This window comes from Paenibacillus sp. LjRoot153 (genome assembly GCF_964253085.1).
Taxonomy (GTDB): Bacteria; Bacillota; Bacilli; order Paenibacillales; family NBRC-103111; genus Paenibacillus_E.
Map to the genome: position 1 here is coordinate 3,476,462 of NZ_CAXUQH020000001.1, position 19,354 is coordinate 3,495,815.

Annotated in this window: 16 protein-coding genes; 14 read left to right on the top strand and 2 right to left on the bottom strand. The window is 46.1% G+C overall.

What is annotated here, in order from left to right; translation table 11 throughout:
* The 3 genes from ACSQ8P_RS14475 to ACSQ8P_RS14485 all read left to right on the top strand — a co-directional run bounded on the left by ACSQ8P_RS14475 (position 1) and on the right by ACSQ8P_RS14485 (position 6,255).
* Complete coding sequence (locus ACSQ8P_RS14475; RefSeq protein ID WP_436235839.1) at positions 1-1,182, top strand: exonuclease SbcCD subunit D; 1,182 nt, start codon at positions 1-3, stop codon at positions 1,180-1,182.
* Between the two features lie 102 nt (positions 1,183-1,284).
* A complete protein-coding gene (locus tag ACSQ8P_RS14480; protein ID WP_436235840.1) occupies positions 1,285-4,773 on the top strand; it encodes an SbcC/MukB-like Walker B domain-containing protein in 3,489 nt (1,162 codons plus the stop codon).
* 378 nt (positions 4,774-5,151) lie between these two features.
* A complete protein-coding gene (locus tag ACSQ8P_RS14485; protein WP_436235841.1) occupies positions 5,152-6,255 on the top strand; it encodes a hypothetical protein in 1,104 nt (367 codons plus the stop codon).
* Between the two features lie 152 nt (positions 6,256-6,407).
* Here ACSQ8P_RS14485 and ACSQ8P_RS14490 read toward each other — a convergent pair whose 3' ends face one another.
* On the bottom strand, positions 6,408-7,505 hold the full coding sequence (locus ACSQ8P_RS14490) for a CapA family protein (RefSeq protein ID WP_436235842.1): 1,098 nt from the start codon (positions 7,503-7,505) through the stop codon (positions 6,408-6,410).
* Between the two features lie 386 nt (positions 7,506-7,891).
* On the opposite strand from ACSQ8P_RS14490, the gene ACSQ8P_RS14495 reads away from it, so the two are divergent.
* Positions 7,892-9,829, top strand: a complete 1,938-nt coding sequence (locus ACSQ8P_RS14495; RefSeq protein WP_436235843.1) for a stalk domain-containing protein — start codon at positions 7,892-7,894, stop codon at positions 9,827-9,829.
* An 80-nt stretch (positions 9,830-9,909) separates the two neighbouring features.
* Here the strand turns inward: ACSQ8P_RS14495 and ACSQ8P_RS14500 are convergent, their stop codons facing one another.
* Complete coding sequence (locus ACSQ8P_RS14500) at positions 9,910-11,832, bottom strand: FAD-dependent oxidoreductase (RefSeq protein ID WP_436235844.1); 1,923 nt, start codon at positions 11,830-11,832, stop codon at positions 9,910-9,912.
* Between the two features lie 184 nt (positions 11,833-12,016).
* Between ACSQ8P_RS14500 and rsgA the strand changes: the two genes are divergently transcribed.
* The 10 genes from rsgA to ACSQ8P_RS14550 all read left to right on the top strand — a co-directional run bounded on the left by rsgA (position 12,017) and on the right by ACSQ8P_RS14550 (position 19,316).
* The gene (gene rsgA, locus ACSQ8P_RS14505; protein WP_436235845.1) at positions 12,017-13,087 is read left to right on the top strand and encodes a ribosome small subunit-dependent GTPase A; all 1,071 of its coding nucleotides are present in this window, start codon (positions 12,017-12,019) and stop codon (positions 13,085-13,087) included.
* Between the two features lie 90 nt (positions 13,088-13,177).
* Positions 13,178-13,528, top strand: a complete 351-nt coding sequence (locus ACSQ8P_RS14510; protein ID WP_436235846.1) for a histidine triad nucleotide-binding protein — start codon at positions 13,178-13,180, stop codon at positions 13,526-13,528.
* 114 nt (positions 13,529-13,642) lie between these two features.
* Positions 13,643-13,816 (top strand): 30S ribosomal protein S21, encoded by a 174-nt coding sequence (rpsU, locus tag ACSQ8P_RS14515; RefSeq protein ID WP_028558020.1) that lies wholly within the window; start codon positions 13,643-13,645, stop codon positions 13,814-13,816.
* 8 nt (positions 13,817-13,824) lie between these two features.
* Complete coding sequence (locus tag ACSQ8P_RS14520) at positions 13,825-14,268, top strand: GatB/YqeY domain-containing protein (RefSeq protein WP_436235847.1); 444 nt, start codon at positions 13,825-13,827, stop codon at positions 14,266-14,268.
* A 160-nt stretch (positions 14,269-14,428) separates the two neighbouring features.
* A complete protein-coding gene (locus ACSQ8P_RS14525; RefSeq protein WP_436235848.1) occupies positions 14,429-15,094 on the top strand; it encodes an NfeD family protein in 666 nt (221 codons plus the stop codon).
* Positions 15,095-15,108: 14 nt separating this feature from the next.
* Entirely contained in the window at positions 15,109-16,098 is a 990-nt protein-coding gene (floA, locus tag ACSQ8P_RS14530; protein WP_436235849.1) for a flotillin-like protein FloA, read from the top strand.
* A gap of 18 nt (positions 16,099-16,116) precedes the next feature.
* The gene (locus ACSQ8P_RS14535; protein ID WP_436235850.1) at positions 16,117-16,581 is read left to right on the top strand and encodes a hypothetical protein; all 465 of its coding nucleotides are present in this window, start codon (positions 16,117-16,119) and stop codon (positions 16,579-16,581) included.
* A gap of 252 nt (positions 16,582-16,833) precedes the next feature.
* The gene (yqfC, locus tag ACSQ8P_RS14540; protein WP_056609736.1) at positions 16,834-17,112 is read left to right on the top strand and encodes a sporulation protein YqfC; all 279 of its coding nucleotides are present in this window, start codon (positions 16,834-16,836) and stop codon (positions 17,110-17,112) included.
* Positions 17,113-17,149: 37 nt separating this feature from the next.
* Positions 17,150-18,343, top strand: coding sequence for a sporulation protein YqfD (yqfD, locus tag ACSQ8P_RS14545; RefSeq protein ID WP_436235851.1), 1,194 nt, complete (start codon positions 17,150-17,152; stop codon positions 18,341-18,343).
* 7 nt (positions 18,344-18,350) lie between these two features.
* Positions 18,351-19,316 (top strand): PhoH family protein, encoded by a 966-nt coding sequence (locus ACSQ8P_RS14550; RefSeq protein WP_436235852.1) that lies wholly within the window; start codon positions 18,351-18,353, stop codon positions 19,314-19,316.
* Positions 19,317-19,354: the final 38 nt, after the last annotated feature.

The window sequence follows — 19,354 nt, forward strand, 5'->3', positions numbered from 1 at the left end:
ATGCGAATTTTACACACTGCAGATTGGCATTTTGGACGAGCTTTGGAAGGTCGAAGCCGGATGGAGGAGCAGATCGCTTTTATGGATGAGCTCGTACGCATCGTGGAAGATCAAGCTATAGATCTGGTGTTGATTGCAGGAGATATTTATGACAGTGTGAATCCTCCAGCTGCAGCGGAGCAGTTGTTTTATGAAGGAATTGCCCAATTGGCTGATGGCGGGAAAAGGCAAGTGGCGATTATTTCAGGTAATCATGATCATCCGGATCGGCTTGCGGCTTCCGGTCCGCTAGCAGCAACGCAAGGTATCACCCTAATAGGTTTGCCGATTCAGGAAATTCAATCGATTGGAATTTCACGAACAGGTGAGCTTGCCAGGCTAATCGCTTTGCCTTACCCTTCAGAGTCACGTTTGAAGGAGTTGTTGTCTGAGGTTGCGGAGGAAGAAGTACTGCGCAGCAAATATTCAGAGCGAGTTGGGGCACTCATTCGCAAACAGGCTGCTTCCTTTGAAGCTGGCACAGTGAATTTGATTATGAGTCATTTGTATGTTCTGGGAGGGTATGAAACGGAATCCGAACGACCTATCCAGGTTGGCGGCGCCTATACGGTTGATACAACGGCTTTGACAGCGGGGGCGCAATACGTTGCGCTAGGTCATTTGCATCGCCCACAGAATGTGAAGGCTGCATCCCCCATTCGATATAGTGGATCACCGCTAGCCTACAGCTTCTCAGAAGCGGGTCAAGCCAAATCGGTTACGATACTTGATCTTTCCCCAGGGCAGGCAGCCGAACCCAAGGAGATTTTCTTAACCTCCGGACGCCAACTTGTGAGCTGGAAGGCGAAGGAAGGTATTGGACAGGTGCATCAATGGTTAGATGAGCAACGGGATAGCACAGCATGGATCGATTTGGAGATTACGATGACATCTGCTATGTCCATTGAACAAATACAATCGTTACGTAAAGCGTACGAAGGATTCATTCACATTCGCCCAATCTATCCGGAAATGGAAGTTGTACGTTCGGCGATGCCGAGAGCAGCTTTTTCGATGGAAGAGCATTTCACGCGCTTCTATGCGCGCCAAACAGGAGGTGCGCAGCCTGAGCCTGCGTTAGTTCAATTATTTTTGGAGCTGCTGCAAGAGAAAGATCTTGGGGATACCACTGGCGGCGATTAATTGAGCAGGGATGGATGTACGTGAAAAGGTAGTAAGCAAATTGTTTTCCCCAACTAATGCTTGTGGATAACTTTGTGATGTGAATGAAAGGAGGAAAGTGCAATGCGTCCAATTCAGTTACAAATGTCCGGTTTGCAAAGCTATCGAGAGCTGCAAACGATTGATTTTAGCCAACTCGTGGATGCGGGTGTGTTTGGTATTTTTGGACCAACGGGCAGCGGTAAATCATCGATCTTAGATGCGATTACGCTATCCCTATATGGCAAAGTAGAAAGAGCAAGCGGCGGAACGCAAGCAATCATGAATCATGCGGAGCAAACATTGTTCGTTTCTTTTACATTTGAACTGACTAATGCGTCGAGCACAGAGCGTTACCGGGTAGAGAGGCAATTCAAGCGTGGGGCTGAGATGTCCATCAACGGAACGATTTCACGACTTTTACATATTCGCGATAACGAAACAATTGTGCTGGCGGATAAGGCAGGCGAAGTCAATCAGCAGGTCCAGAACATTCTCGGTCTGTCGATGCAGGATTTTACAAGAGCAGTAGTACTCCCGCAAGGGAAGTTCGCGGAGTTTCTGACTTTGACAGGTAAAGATCGCAGGCAAATGCTGCAGCGACTTTTCCATCTTGAAACCTATGGTGACCAATTGAGCGCAAAGGTCAGCTCTAAAGTAAAGGAAACGGACAGTGTTGTTAAACAGCTTGCTGCTGAACAGCAGGGCTTAGGTGATGCGACCACAGCGGCTTTGGAAGAAGCGAATAGAAGACTTCTTGAAACGGAACAAGAAGCTATTCGTAGTCGGCTTCTTTTGGAACAACAAGAGAAGTCATATGAAGAAAACAAACAAGTCTATCAGTGGATTAAGGAATCGGAAGGACTGGAACTTGAGCAGCAGAAGCATCATGAACAAGAAGGGCTTATTGCTGAGAAGGAACAAATCCTGAAGCTGGCTGAACAAGCGGAACGGGTTATTCCGTTCTTGGATCAACATCAATTAGCTGCAAAAGATGTGTTGTCAAGCCAAGCACTTCTTGAAAAAGCAACGTCAACCTTAGCGAGCACGGAAACTGATTATCAGCAAGCTTCGCTTGCTTTTGAAAAAGCAGGGCAGGATCTAGTCTTGCAGGAAGGGCCATTATTGCTGCGTTTGGATCAGTTGGAACAAGCACTTGTGATTGGGCAGGAGCTTGAACAAGTAAAGTCGCAAATCCAAACAGCACAAACACAAGAAGCTGAGGTGAAATCAGCATTATTGAGTTTGCAAGCGGATATGTCTAAAGCGCATGAAACGAAACAAAAAGCTGTAGCCAAACAGACAGAATTAAAAGCTCAATTAAAACTTGTTGAGACGGATGCTGTGAAGAGGCAACAGCTGCAAAACGCTGTGCAGGAGAAAAAGGCGATACTTCTTCTTCAGGCTCAAGAGCTGGAAGCGAAAAAAAATAAAGCTGACAAAGTGAATGCTTTCAAGACTGTGGAACAGTCGAGAGATTTGATTTTGGACAAACAGAGAATGTTGTATTCTCGGCTTGTAAGTTGGATTGAAACTTGTGCTTCGTGTGAATGGCAATTACAGAAACAACAAGGTTTATTTACAGCTTTCTCGACAGGCCTGCAAGGGTGGTTAGAGGAGCAAAGAAAGCAATTGAAGCATCAAGAACGTCATGCCTTGGCAGCCTTGTTGGCAGCAGAATTGGAATTAGGTGAATCATGTCCTGTATGTGGCTCGAAGGAGCATCCTGCGTTGCATAAGAACAACGAGAACGCAATAGTTTCGGATGTAACAAGTGTTTCTGAAAGCTTACTCCATCATATCGAGACTTTCCTGCAGCAAGCCAAAGAACGACAGTATCAAGGATTGCAACTGATTCAAAGAATGGTGGATCAACACAAGCAGGCTGCTGGATTGAGTTTCCCAGATGAAGTAATAAGTAAGCTACAGAAACAGGCTGATGAGGCTGGGCATGATCTTGCGCTTCGAGAGGCTGCCGCAGGTCAAGAAATAGGTGCTCAAGTAAGTTCACTTAGCCCGCTTTCGGTCATGCGTTTGGAGGATTGGCAAAAGGCATGGGAGAGTGTGAACTCAGCCTCTCAAGCAGTTGCTTCTCAAGTGGAAGCGTCTGAGAGGGCATATCAGGATTTGCTCAAAGAACATGTTCAATTGACACAACAAGATCTAGTCTTAGCTGCGCAAGCGCAAGCCGCTGCTAGCTTGATCGTTGAAGCAGAAAGCAGATTAACTGGGATAACGGAGGCCATCCAAGTTCAAGTTCGTCAGTGGCAAGAGCGATTTGCTGAGATGATCTGGGATGTTGTTGAGGAGCAACTCCAACAGTTTCTTGATAATGAACGGATAGCCGATGAGCTGCGTGGACGCATCGAGAAAAGCATCCCTTTCCTCGAGGAGCTGCTCGTCAACATTGAGAAGCTCCAGCTTGCTGCGCAGGAGCGCGATCGTACGTCCTTGCAGCTCCATGAGCGGCTGCAAGGGCTCGGGCAGCTCGCCGCCGACAAGTCGCGGCAGCTCGCTCTGCGCGCGCCTGGCGCTGCGGTGCCACAGCTCATCGCGGAGGCGACCTCCGCGCTAGATCAGCTGCGGCAGCTCGCGCAGCAGACCAAGCTCGCGCACGCGGCTGCGCAGCGCGAGCAGTCCCTGGCGGCGCAGCGCTACAGCGCCGCCGCCGAAGCCGCTGCCGCCGCGGCGCGGCAGCTGGCGCAAACCGAGCGCGCGCTGGCCGGCGCGCTCGAGAAAGGCGGCTTCGCGTCGCGCGAAGCCGCAGAGGCAGCGGCGCTGGCGCCTGAGCAGCGCCGCCAATGGGCGCAGCTCGCGGCGGAGCACCGCGAGCGCGAGCAGGCGCTGCGCGCCCAGCTGGCGCAGCTGGCAGCGAAGCTGCAGGGCCGCGTGCTGAGCGCGGCCGAGTGGGCGCAGTCGCAGGCACAGCTGAGCGACGCGAAGGCCGGCGCCGAGGCTGCGCTGGAGGCGCGGGCCAAAGCGGCGCAGGGCGCCAGCGAGCTCGCTGCGCGGCACTTGCGCTGGTGCGAGCTCGAAGCGCAGCGCGCTGAGCAGGCGACGCTGCTGGAACGGCTTGGCAAGCTCCAAGCCGTGCTCAAAGCCAATGCCTTCGTCGAGTACCTCGCCGAAGAGCAGTTAATGCAAGTAAGTCGCGCGGCATCCGAGCGACTTGGTGAGTTGACGCGTCGACGTTATGGCATTGAAGTCGATTCTGGTGGTGGCTTCGTCATTCGTGACGATGCGAATGGCGGGGTGAAGCGTCCAGTTGGCACACTATCTGGTGGGGAGACCTTCCTTACTTCGTTAGCATTAGCGTTAGCCTTGTCCGCTCAGATTCAACTGAAAGGCGAATATCCTTTAGAGTTCTTCTTCCTTGATGAAGGCTTTGGCACCCTGGACCAGGAGTTGCTAGACATGGTCATTGGTGCGCTAGAAAAGCTTCATACAGATCGATTAGCTGTAGGTGTCATCTCTCACGTGCCCGAGCTACGCGCCAGGCTCGTACGCAAATTAATTGTCCAACCCGCAGAGCCATCAGGTCGCGGGAGTCGCATTTCACTTGAAGAACTTTAAGAGGTTGTTCAAAAAGTCCACTTTTGATCACGTAGTAGTCCAAGAAGCGTATTCGACATCGAATATTGAATTCAGCCGGAAACTCCGGTGCTCACGTAGCTTTCACTACGCTCCGCTCCTCTTTTTCTAGCTTCTTTCAATCTTCTCGGTGCTGAAAATCGGACTTTTTGAACACGCACTAAAAGCAAGATGATTGAAATCAGTTATAGATGAACGACTTCATGAAGAAGATTTCACCTATCGCCAACATGAAGGTTAATGACGGACTACCCGTCATTAGCCTTTTTTTATTTCCTACCTGCCCCTTAGGTAAAGGCATCAAGCCGAATCGTACATGGTAGCATACACTGCACCAACATGACGAAAAGGGGAATGTGCATGGCAACATTTCAGGAAGCACTGAAACATAAGAATCGTCTCTCGCCTGTATTATTGAAAAGGGCAGAGGTTATGGGTGTAGGCGTCGGATACGCAGATCCCAAAAAACCAACCGCAGGTGCGAGTGTCATTGTGTACACCCATCAAAAGATCGTGCCATCAGGATTAAATAATCTTAAAAGTGTTGCCTCTAAATTAGGTTCGTCTGTTCCCGTGCGCTTTCTCTCTGCAGATTCGTTCAAAGCACATGTATTAAAGGCTTCCAAGCCCAAAGTCTACAAAGTAACTACATTTCAAAGTAGAAATCGGCCAGTACCTGGCGGGGTGAGCATTGGCAAGACGAATCCCTTCTCGACAGGTACCGCTGGCTTAATCGTGATCAAAAATAATCAACTTTACATCCTAAGCAACAACCATGTGTTGATCAGAAATAATTCTTCAGCTTTCTCTGAAACGGTACAACCTGGACCGGCAGATGGCGGAACATCCGGAACTGATCGTGTAGGAAGAGCGTATAAATTTGTCCCTTTACGCCCTGGTAAAGATAATTTTCAGGATTCGTCTATTTCCCTTCCAACCTCAAACAGCCTATTAAACCCAAGGTATTTACGTAGTGCATCTGGCGCCTTAATTACAGTGCCAGGCCATCTTTTGAGCTATCCAGTTGGACTTCAAGTGTTTAAATCAGGTCGCACTTCAGGAGCTGTTAGGGGAACCGTGGAGTCTAATAATGTGGATGTGCGTGTATCTTATGGCGGTAGCTTGGGTACGCTGCTGTTTCGTAATCAGACTGTCATTGTAGGAAATTCGGGACCAGTTTCACTTCCAGGTGATTCAGGCTCAGTTTGGCTCCGAGCCAGTGACCGCTATGCGGTAGCTCTCAATTTTGCCGGTCCAGCGGATGGCTCTCGTTCCATTAGTAATCCGATCGGTGTGGTTATGACCTCTTATGGCGTACGCACGGCTGTTCCAGCTGCAGGTGGCACTTATAGGGAAGGTAAAGTAAAAGGAACTGCACCACGTGGTGATGCTTCTTATGTACAGCCTTTGACGCAGCAGCAACGGAAGCGTACTAGAGCAATTTTGGTGAAATCACATAGGTAGATGGAAGGGTAGATCATCTCAATAGCTAACATTGTGCAAGCAGGATAAGCAATGGAACTACGATGAGTGTACACTTAAAACGAGGTGATCGTTATCCTTGTTTCTAAGGTGAATGACGTCTGTAGTTCCTTTTACATACTTTCAAATGACAATCACCTACTGGCGATCCCGATATCTGGTCGAATCGTCTGCCCCTCGAGTGCCACCCCATAAGAAATAGACTTCAAATAAGCTAATTGCTTATCTTCATACACGGAACCTTTGGAAACGATTTGATTTTTTTGAATGTAAAAAGGTTGAAATGACATCTCGATTTGATCTTCTTCGAGCTTCAAATGGAGCAGACCCGTGTCCGCTTTTGGGCCTGTTACGTAGTCAGGGAAAAGGAAATTACCGATCGAATAGGCAATGGGTTTTCCTTTGTAATACTCAAAACCTTGCAGCACATGCACGTGACTCCCGATGATTGCATCTGCACCTGCATCTATCATTTGTTTTGCGAATTCTCGCTGCCAAGCTTCAGGGCGATTATTCATCTCTACCCCCCAATGCAGATAAACGAGAACATAATCGGCACGCTCGCGTTCCCGAGCGATCGCATCGAGCACGGGCTTTCTATCATAGGCCTGAGCAATACCGGGTTTGTTCGAACCTGCAAACCAATCTCCGGTTGGTATGAACCGAGAGAAGGCGAGAAATTTTACTGTTTTTCCCTTCAGATTAACGCTCTTTGCTTGGTACGCCTCTTGTGCATTCAGACCGCCTCCCACATACAGTAGGCCAGCTGTATCTAGATGGGTAAGTGTGTCGAGAAAACCCTTTTGTAAGAAATCCATGGAATGATTATTTGCAACGGATACCATATCGAAACCAGCATTTTTCAGACCAGTAAGGGATTCAGGATTCGATTTGAAATTATAGATCTGATTGGTATCCTTCTCGTTCTCCAGGGTTACCGCCGTTTCAAGATTGACGAAAGAGAAATCAGCTTGTGCGATATCGGATTGAATATGTAGGAAGGGATAATCAGGGCCATATCGATTAATCGCTTCTTTGACTGACCAATCGAACATTGCATCCCCGGCATAGAGGATATGCAAGGGTTCTGATCTATCTTGTTTGGTTGGAGTTGGTTGTACATATACGACATTTGAAGAAATTTCACTACCGTTTGTGCTTAAATCAGATGGAGGTGTGTGACTATTATCTTCGATTAATTCTGTCATTTTGACCGTCGGTGAGGGTTCCAAAACGTGTTGATTGTTTAAGTCCTGTGTAACTTCAGTTGATTTTGATTCAATTGGAATAGACTTCATTCTACTAGAGAAGGGGTTCAGTGCAGCTTCACAACCAACAAATAGCGAACTTATACAAACTGCCATGAGGAAAACTGCCCTCGTATTTTTCATGAGGTATAAACCCTTTCACGCTCTTTTTTCTATATTTTAACAATTGTGAATTGCAGAAGGCATCGAACCATCGTGCTGAAATCATGAATTTCGGTTCAATTTTGTCGGATTGGTAGGGGATTTTGTAATTTTTTTTGAAATTACTGCTACTTTTCCCCGTCTCATAACGTATCAAGTACAACCGAATATTTTAGAACATCAGGAAAGGGAGTCTGTATCTCTTGAAAATGAATAAACGAATAGGAATTTTATCACTAGCTGTTGGCATTCTTGCAGCGAGTATGGCGGGGTCTCCTGCACCAGCGCGTGCTGATGTCGTGTGGGATCATTGGACACAAGCGGAGACGTTGCAAGCCTCTGGGAATTCCAAAGCTGCCGTTCCCCATTGGGTATATCTGGCTGACTACTATGCGGGTGCAGGGGACTGGGAGAATGCGGCCCTTTTCAGCGGCAAATTAGACAAGTATTTTGACGATATCGGTGATTATGATCAAGCTATTCATTATTATGAGCAGGAAAATCAATATTGGGTGAATGCGGGCAAGGATTGGGGAGCTGTCAAATTACAGCGCGCTGATCAAATTCGGACAACAGTTGAATTGTATCGGGAAGAAAATATCGAGAACATTGTCCAGGAGCGTACCCGCCCAGACGGCTCGCGCTTGGCTAAGTTTGAACCGGAATACGGTACATATCTAGGCATTTATTCCGAGCAAGATCCTAAAGTCGGGAATGTATTCACGAAAATGCAATCGGTCTATGGCAAGAAGCATGCGATTTACTTAGCTTATGCACACTGGGGACAGGGATTTCCTTCCTCCTATGCGAAACGCGCCAAAGATGCTGGCGGAGCACTTCAAATCGCTTGGGAACCAGACAATGGTCTAGATCCTGTGACGGATGGAGCGTATTTACGGAGTTGGGCTAAAGAGGCGAAAGCCGCTGGAATTCCAATTTTTCTACGATTTGCAGGGGAAATGAATGGCGCTTGGGTGAAATGGCATGGGAATCCTGCGCAGTATATCGCGAAGTTTAGAATGCTTCATGATGTTTTTGCGACGGACGCGCCTAACGTGGCTATGGTGTGGAGTCCGGGGGATGTACCGGCCAATGATATCGATCCCTACTATCCAGGTGATGCGTATGTAGATTGGGTTGGTGTCAGTTTATACATCGAGCCTTACGAAAATGGAGATCCATCACTGCCATCCATGCTTGCGACAAGCAACGTAGAAAGACTTACAAGATTGTACAACACCTATGCGGACCGCAAGCCGTTGATGCTTAGTGAGACTGGCGTTCCACATTACTCGCATTCGGCGAGTGAAGATTACACAGAATGGGCTAAATTGAATCTGCAACGGTTGTATGAAATAATGCCTTACAAATATCCAAGATTGAAAGCTATTACGTATTTTAATGTGGATCAGCAAATGAATAACGCAAAGAACGATTACTCGTTATCGACGTCCTCTGATATTCAAAGCTATTACAGCCAGTTGATTGCTAATCCTTATCTTCTTTCTGAAGTGAAGGACGCAGCTAAACCAGCGGATCGTATAGGTTATGTGCCGATTGATGCTGATCATCAAACATTTACGAAACAAACGAGGGTCATTCCTTTTATCAAAATACCTGAAGTATACATTGGAAAAGTGGAGTATCTACTAAATGGGAAGGTTATTGCTTCCCAAACGAGTTTGCCTTACGGGTTAGATCTTAAAGCTGGCGAAGTGCCAGAAGGCTCTGTTCTGCAGCTTCGTATCTTGAATAAATCCGGGCAACAAGTGGCGTTCCGTACGTTTGGAATTTCATCGCAAGTTTCAGTGAATATCAATGGTACTGTACAGCAATTTGAACAAGCCCCTGTCATTGTAAATGGCTCGACATTTACGCCTCTTCGTGCCATTTTTGAAGCCATGGGAGCCAAGGTGGACTATGAAGCGTCAACACGATCTGTCACGGCAACCAAAGGGAGTACAACCGTGAAGCTGACTCTTGATCAAAGCACCGTATATGTCAATGGCAAGGCTGTTCAACTGGAAGAGCCGGCCAGACTAGTGAATGGTTACACACTAGCTCCTGCTAGATTCGTAGGAGAAACCTTTGGCGGTATCGTCAATTGGGATGGGTCTTTAAGAACGGTAACCATTACTGGCAAATAACGCGAAAAAAAGCTGCTTCAATTTCTGACGACAGGTCAGATCTTGAACAGCTTTTTGTTTGTTAGTTCCTATTCACGAATTTATACGTTCAGTAAAGCTTGTTGAACTTCTTGTACGATGGATAATGCCGCGCTGCGTGCACTCGAAAATGCGCGTTCAGCAAGTTCGCCTTTACCTGTGCAGCCGTCTCCACAGAAATAGAATGGAATATTTTCCACACGAGTTGGCAAAAGTCGGTTGGTCGCAATGTTTTTCACACTCGAAACCATAGCTTTCTTCGACACACGCTTAACCGCAGTAACATCGCGCCAGCCTGGATAATGCATGTCGAATAGGGCTTCCATTTGAGAGGTTTTATTGTCCAAATAGGCTTTGCGATCCTCGTCGTTATCGAACTTATCACTGAGGTATGCGATACCTTGCAGTAGTTGCCCACCTTCTGGAACCAGGGTATGATCCGTAGCAGAAACATCACTGATGAATAGTTTATTATCCATATCACTAATGTAACTAAACGGTCTAGCAACGACGCGGCTTAATCCAATGTCATAAACCATAACCTCAGTTGCTGTGTTGGACTCGTACGGTGCTAAGAATGGCTCCCATGCCGTACCTTTGAGTAGTTTTACTACTTGTTGAACCGGCATTGCGAAGATCACTTTATCAAACGCCATTTCGCGCGCTTTCGTTTTTATGACAAATTTACGATCCTCATAACGAAGTCCGTCGACACCTTCCTGTAAGGCGATTTCCCATTTGCCGGAAGTGGTCATTTTCTGTTTTAGTTGATTGGTTATAACAGCCCAGCTACCCAAGACATAATTAACAGGTTTACTAGACAAGAACAAGTTGTGATAATACTCGCTTATAACAGCGCCAGACACGTTGCGAGCATCCTCAGGTGTAATGAAGAAGTTGGAGCAGACCAAATGCTCCCATAGCTCTTTAACATCTTCGTCAGCGTTAGATTCAGCTAGATAGTCGGCCAAGGTAGCGTAATTTTTAATATTGTGAATATTAGCAATAATGGCCGCGATTTCACCTACAAATCGAACTTTTTGAATCGTGCTTAGCAGATCTGTTTTGAGGAGGTTAATGGCATCCAGCGGCGCGGTTGTAAGTTGATTATGTTTCGCATAGACGACTTTGCGTTTATCCACTTGTTTAGAGGAGAAGGATAGCCCAAGCTCGCGTTCCATCGTAGTCAGTGTATGACGATCAATCCCGTAGATCGCGTGTGCTCCGTAGTTGAGTGTGAACCCGGCTTTCTCATACGTAAAGGCTCGCCCTCCCAGCTGGGGACTGCGCTCAAATAGAATACCTTCTACGTGTGGATTTTCTGATAAATACGCGGCTGCTGTTAATCCAGCTAAACCTCCGCCGATAATGGCTACTTTCATTCGCTTTTCCTCCTTGGGGACGGGTTCTACCTGCAGCGATGCGTAAGGTTCTTCAGAACGAAGACCTACCCAAAGCCAGGCTAAGTTGTTTTTCATCATGGAGAGCAGGTCGGCATCATCTTGATTGCACCAAGTGAGGATCGTTCCGGTATACATGCATACGAGCAGTTCAATCTTTTTAGGCTCCGGGAGCCAGTGCATCAAGCTTTCAGTCAGGACTTTCAATTGCCGGAGTTCTTCTGATTTAACCGTATCATTTTGTAAAGAAAGTGCCTGCAAACTACGAATTAGTCTAGGTGACATTTGGATATTCGACGCTAAGTCTAAAAAGAGACGATTAATATGTCCTTCTAGCGATTGTACCTTCGAAGGGGGCTGTTTCACCCAGTCCTGAATCAATTGAGTTTGTTTGCTGAATAACGCTGAAATAATGGCATCCTTACTTTTGAAATAATGATAGAAGGTTCCTTTGGAGGTGCTGGTTGCTGCGATAATATCATCGACAGAAACATTTTCGTAGCCTTTCTCCATGAACATCGCTAAAGCAACTTCCATCATCACATCACGCTTTTTGCGGGTCGAGGCTCTCATGAATTGACTCATCCGCTCACTCCATTCAAACGATCCATTTACACTTATTATATGCAAAAATAGACTTACAGTCTACAAGTGAATTGACCGGTGTCAAATAGGATCCGCGGATTAAATAATCTAAATCATTCTTTCCCGTGTGAGGCTAATCAGATCGGTATATACTTCACATTAGAACACCTTGAGAGGATGTAATATGGACTTGAATAAAGCAGATTTAGGATGGCATGTAAGTTTTGAAAAAGCATTTGAACCCTTTCTAAACGAAGAAGGATTTGTCGCAGGCCGCGTCTCCTTAGAACATAAACATATGTATCGCGTTCAGACGGAAGTTGGCGAAGTGTTAGCTGAAGTATCTGGTAAAATGCGTCACCAAGCTCTACGTCGCGAGGATTACCCTGCGGTAGGGGATTGGGTAGTGCTATCAATCCGAGAAGGGGAGCAGCGTGCTGTGATCCATGCCGTGCTTCCTCGTAAAAGTAAGTTTTCCCGTAAAGTGGCGGGACAAGTCACGGAAGAGCAAATTGTTGCAACCAATGTAGATACCGTATTTCTTGTAAACGCTTTGAATCAAGATTATAATGTTCGCCGAATAGAGCGCTACTTAGTCCTAGCATGGGAGAGCGGCGCTAATCCTGTCATCGTATTAAGCAAGTCTGATCTATGCGCTAATCCAGATGAGCTGGCTGCTGAAGTGGCGGCTGTTGCCATTGGTGTACCCATTCATATTATTAGCTCAGCCGAAAATCGTGGCTTAGAAGAACTTGCTAGCTATATGACTCGCGGACAAACAGTTGCGCTGCTAGGGTCGTCAGGTGTAGGAAAATCTACCTTGGTGAACCGTATTTATGGCAGAGATATTTTGAACACAGGAGATATTCGATCAGGAGATGACAAAGGAAAGCATACGACAACGCATCGTGAGCTGATTTTATTGCCGGATGGCGGTATTTTAATCGATACCCCAGGGATGAGGGAGCTGCAGCTTTGGAGCGCTTCCGAGGGGTTGAGTACATCCTTTCAGGATATTGAGGAATTTGCGGAGCAATGCTTCTTTCAAGATTGTAAGCACGAGAATGAACCGAAATGTGCGGTGAAATCCGCGCTAGATTCGGGAGCTTTGTCCGCGGAGCGTTTTCAGAGTTATGTGAAATTACAGAAGGAACTGGCATATTTGGCTCGCAAAGAAGACAAAGGGCTTCAAGCAGCTGAGAAAGCAAAATGGAAGAAGATCCATCAATCCCTCAAAAGTCAACCTCATCGCTAATTTCGATAAGATTTGGATTGGATTTTTTGAGCGCTTTCCGATAAACTTAAAGGTAAGTAGGATAACAATGTCGGGAGGACGAATGGATCAATGAGTGATTGTATTTTTTGTAAAATCATTGCAGGGGAGCTTCCTTCTAAGAAAGTCTATGAAGATGAGCAGATTATAGCTTTTCATGATATTCAGCCTGCAGCACCGATTCATGTCCTGATCATTCCGAAGAAACACTTTGCTTCTTTAGCGGCAGGACAGCCGGAAGATTGGGCAGTCGTGGGGCAAATGCAGCGTGTGGCTGCGCAAATTGCTAGAGAGCTAGAGGTAGAAGAATCCGGTTATCGTGTGATCACGAACATTGGAGCAAACGCTGGTCAAATTGTTCACCATTTGCATTATCATTTGATGGCAGGTGCTAGATTGGCACCGCTTGGGGTCCATAACTAATCTTTCTAGTAGGAAAGATCAGTTTTGCGATTGACACCCTAATTACTATCACCTATAATGAGATTTGATGAACCGTTTTGTCTTAGATGGTCTGTTCGGAGGGAGGGAAAACTGTTGTCAGAAACTCGAGTTCGTAAGAACGAAACTATAGATGCTGCACTTCGTCGCTTTAAGCGTTCCATCGCTAAGGATGGCGTTCTTGCAGAAGTTAAGAAACGTAAGCATTATGACAAGCCTAGCGTTAAGCGTAAGCTTAAATCTGAGGCTGCTCGTAAAAGAAAGTTCTAGGAGGCAACATGAGCTTAAGCGATCGATTGAACGAAGATATGAAACAAGCGATGAAGAGTCAGGACAAGTTTAAGCTCTCTGTAATTCGAATGGTACGTTCTACGATTAAGAATTCTGAGATTGATCTGAAAAGACCCTTAGACGACAATGAAGTGCTTGATGTTCTAACTCGTGAGATCAAACAGCGTAAGGATTCCCTCCAAGAATTTGCCAAGGCAGGTCGTGATGATCTAGCCGACAACCTGAAGGCTGAACTTGTTATTCTAGCTGAGTACATGCCGCAACAGCTTTCTGAGGAAGAAGTGAAAGCCATTGTACAGCAGACCATCCAGCAAATTGGTGCTTCTTCCAAAGCGGATATGGGCAAAGTGATGACGGCATTGATGCCTCAGGTTAAAGGACGCGCTGATGGTAAACTTATCAATCAGTTAGTTCAACAATTATTAGGTTAATACCAAATATGTTTTGTGAAGACCGAGTGGATCATTCTGCTCGGTCTTTTTTCTATCTTGAGGTAATTTTTTAATATTTCTAATATTTTCCGAAACAGTTCATAATTTAATACGTACATACCTTTTGAGTACGAAGTATGACGGGAAGGAGTGAACGACGATGTTTCTTGATAATCTATCCGCGTTTCTGACTCACCCTGTGACAGGTACCGTATTATTGATGGTTGGGATTATTGGGATTGCGCTTGAGCTGCTTTTTTTCAGTAGTGGATTGTTGGCCTTGGCGGGGGTTGCTGGCTTTGGTTTATATTTCTTAGGTTTTTACTTAGCTGGTTTTGCGAGTTTTGGCGACTTAGCCGTCTTGGGACTTGGTTTGGTTCTCTTAATTTTAGAATTGGTTGTGCCTAGCTTCGGTATTCTAAGTGTTCTAGGGGCGATTTGCCTATTTGGCGGCGTACTGATGGCTTCTTCAGATCCTAAGGAAGCAGCGTTCATGTTAATTATTGCATTGCTAGTCGCCATTGTGGTTATCATTGCAGCAATTAGGACGTTTAAACATCGCGGCATTTGGAACCGTTTCATTCTGAAGGAGCAGCTAACCACGAGCAAGGGCTTTACATCGAGCCCCGATCGATCTCATTTAGTTGGTTTGACGGGTGAAGCCATAACGCCATTACGACCAGCAGGTACAGCATTGATTCAAGGAGAGCGTGTTGATGTTGTAACGCATGGTAGTTTTATTGCGGTCAATAAAGCAATTATCGTTGTAGAAGTTGAAGGAGTTCGTGTTGTAGTGAAAGCTGTGGATGACCAATCGAATAATTAGGAGGATACAAACAAATGACGATTGAACCAGGCTTATATTTGGTGCTGCTTGCAGCGATCATTATTATCGTGTTATCGATTTTACTCAGTGTGGTTCCGGTCATGCTATGGATTTCTGCGCTGGCTTCCGGTGTAAGAATCAGCATTATTACCTTGATTGCGATGAGACTCCGTCGGGTTACACCAAGTCGCATTGTGAACCCAATGATTAAAGCAACAAAAGCGGGTATTGATCTTAGTGTGAACCAACTGGAAAGTCACTATCTAGCAGGCGGAAACGTTGACCGTGTTGTGAACGCATTAATTGCTGCACATCGTGCAAAAATTCATTTGGAGTTTGAGCGCGCGGCGGCTATTGACTTGGCGGGTCGTGATGTGTTGCTAGCTGTCCAAATGAGTGTAAATCCACGCGTAATTGAAACGCCGAATGTATCTGCCGTAGCTAAAAACGGAATTGAAGTAAAGGTAATCGCGAGGGTAACGGTTCGTGCGAACATTGATCGACTCGTAGGTGGGGCTGGTGAAGAAACGATTATTGCCCGCGTCGGAGAGGGGATCGTGACAACCGTGGGTTCCAGCGAATCTCATAAGGATGTTTTAGAAAATCCAGACATGATCTCTCGCACAGTTTTAGGCAAAGGATTGGATGCGGGGACAGCTTTTGAAATTCTGTCTATTGATATTGCGGATGTCGATGTTGGTAAAAATATTGGTGCACATTTGCAAACAGAGCAAGCGGAGGCAGACAAACGGATCGCCCAGGCGAAAGCAGAGGAACGCCGCGCGATGGCTGTTGCAGCTGAACAAGAGATGAAGGCGCGAGTCGTTGAGATGCGTGCTAAAGTTGTTGAATCGGAGTCGCAAGTACCTCTTGCCATGGCTGAAGCTCTACGAAATGGTCAATTAGGAGTCATGGATTATATGAATCTCAAAAATATTGAATCCGATACGCAAATGCGTTCCTCTTTAGGTAAAACAAACGATGGAAAAAATGAAAAAGAATAAGATTTGTGAGGTGATCAAATGGAGCTGCTTATCGCATTCTTATTTAAGAACTGGTATTTGGTCATTATTGCGTTAACCTTCTTCTATCAAATACAAAGCAGACGCAAGCGAGCTGAGCAAAGTGCGGCAAGAAAAGGAATGCCGACCTTTGGCAGCGGCCCAGGCGACGTTAGAAGGCCTGTAGAAGCGAAGAAAGTACAGCAAGGTCAAGTAGCTCCATCCAGTCGTTCGGAACGCACACGAGACGAGTTTAATCAGTCTGGGCTTGGTAAATCAACTGCAGCAACGCAGAAACAGAAGCCTTCACCCTTTACACCACAAGTGGTGAAAAGTGTGACAACAGCGAGTTCGCCTATTTATGCAGACGAGATCTCAACTGCAAGTCAATTTCCAGATCGACCGAATCGGGATCAAGTTCTTCAAGGCGTTGTTTGGGCAGAGATATTAGGCCCGCCACGCGCCAAAAAACCATACGGTAGATGATACAAAGTAAGTAATGTAACGCCCTTTTGCAAATGCGAAAAGGCGTTTTTTTTGTGCTCATTTGTTAAAAACAAGCATGCTTAGGTTTCGATCATTAAGTTGGCTGCATTTCTGGTAAAACGCATACGTCCAAAGAGGACGGCGCAGTGGTTTATTCTGCATAAAAGCGGCTTCTGTCGCATAATTTGGTAGAAAGTCTATGCGCCTTTTCTGCATTCTCGATCTTCTAGTTAGAGGGGGTACTGCCCAGCTATGCGTCGCTTGACCCGCAAATGGAACCAGTTCACGGCCAAGATCCTTGATCTTCCTCAAGATGTTGTACAGGATTTGCCGCGAATCACGATGATCGGCAACGTACAGCTTTATGTTGAGAATCACCGGGGCGTACTGCATTTTTCCAGTGAGATTTTGAAGCTGGAGTTAGCGAAAGGAACGCTGGAAGTATGCGGCCAACAATTGGTCATTAGAGCGATTCTTTCAGAAGAGGTATTCATTGAAGGTATCATCGATCATGTGAAATATATGCCTTAATGTAGTGGTAGTGCGAATGAGAACTGGAGGCTGAGTCATGAAACAATCCCTATTCATTGCCCGTTTGCGTGGCTATGTACGCATACAAATTAGAGGCAAGGACAGCGAAAGGTTGATTCGTCCCATGGTGGAGGGTGGCTACTCCATTTGGGATATTCAAGCTGGCAAAGATGGGAAGCTGGAGATGTACATCCTTATCAAGGATTTCTTCCGACTTCGGCCGCTTTTGAAACGGACAGGCTGCAGAATACATGTGGTGGAGCGTTATGGGCTGCCATTTTTTATGGATAAAATTGGTCGGAGGAAAGTTTTGTTTGGCGGTATAGCTGCTTTCATTGTTAGTCTCTATCTGCTGACGTCATTGGTGTGGCAAGTGACGGTGGACGGCAATGACCGAATTGCATCGTCTGAAATTTTACAGGCCGCCTCCAAGCAAGGCATTCATAAGTTTCAGTGGAAATTTAGGTTGGACAAGACGGAGGAGCTCTCACGTGCTATTCAGCAGCAACTGCCAAGTGCTGCGTGGGTTGGCGTCGAAATTCGAGGAACGCACATCACAATTAAGGTTGTTGAGGCAACCATCCCCCGAAAAGATCCATTGAAAAATCCGCGCAATATTGTGGCTTCCAAAAGTGCGCTCGTGACCGAAATTCAATCGGTTAAAGGAAAGCCGATGGTTAAACCGAATACGTATGTTCGCAAAGGGGCTATTTTGATCTCAGGTACGATTGGTGATGAGCAAAATAGTCAAATCGTCGTCGCAGATGGTAAGATAAAAGGAGTCGTGTGGTATACCTCACGAATCGAAGTCCCGCTTACGAAACAATATAAAGTATTCACAGGCGAAACCGAACATCGAAGTTATCTCGTAGTAGGGTCAAGAGCGCTGCAGCTTACAGGGTATGGGAAGACGGAATTCGAACATTTTGAAACCATACCTGAGCGTAAAACACTAGCTTGGCGCTCATTTTCAATCCCTCTCGGTTGGCTTCATGAGAAGATAATGGAGGTACATGTCGTTGAAGAGCCGGTGGAAGCGGCGAACGCGAAAAAGGTGGGTATCGAGCAAGCTAGAGCCAAATTATTAGGGGCTGCAGGCGAGGATGCGAGGATCGTCGGAGAAAAAATTTTGCATGAAAAAACAGAGAATGGTAAAATTTATATAGACGTTCATTTTGAGGTCGAAGAGAATATTGCTGAAGAACAACCAATTGTGACACAAGGAGAATGAGGCCCTGTTGATAGAAAATGCGCAATCTGTAAAAATTACATTAAAAAATCCAAATGAAGGACTAGCTTTGTTTGGTCCGCAGGATAAATTCTTACATGTCATCGAACGGGAAATTGAAGCTCAAATCTTTACGCGCGAAGCCGAAATAACTATTCAAGGCAGGGCTGCGGAAGTGAACTCACTTCAGCAGCTCTTTGAAGTTCTGTTGCAGCTTATCCGCAATAATTACACGGTAACTGAGCGAGATGTGCTCTATGCGATTGAACTTGCGAAGCAAATGAAAGCAGAGCAATTACTGGATTTATTCAAAGGTGAAATTACATCCACACATAAAGGAAAGCCGATTCGTGTCAAAACGATTGGGCAGAAGAAGTATGTGGATACGATCAAGAAGAAAGATATCGTCTTTGGGATAGGTCCAGCAGGGACCGGTAAGACGTATTTAGCTGTTGTTCTTGCCGTGACGCGATTGAAAGAAGGGGCAGTAAAACGCATTGTACTGACCCGTCCAGCCGTCGAAGCAGGGGAAAGCTTGGGGTTTCTACCAGGGGACTTACAGGAAAAAGTTGACCCTTATTTACGCCCATTGTATGATGCTCTTAATGACGTCCTAGGGCCTGAGCAAGTTGCGAAGTCACTAGAGCGCGGACTCATCGAAATCGCTCCATTAGCCTATATGAGAGGGCGTACGTTGGATGATTCCTTCATCATTCTGGATGAGGCGCAGAATACGACGCCAGAACAAATGAAAATGTTCCTAACGAGGCTTGGTTTCGGTTCCAAAATGGTCATTACAGGCGATGTGACACAGATTGATTTACCTAGAGGGAAGTCTTCTGGTTTGGTTGAAGCGTCCCGTATTCTAAGTGGTATTGAAGAACTGGGCTTTATTTATTTTGATGAAGGCGATGTTGTACGTCATTCACTCGTTCAGAAAATAATTGTTGCCTATAATGCTGAAATGGATAAGTAACGATGCTAGGTTGGATAGATAGAGAGGAATGACCTCCG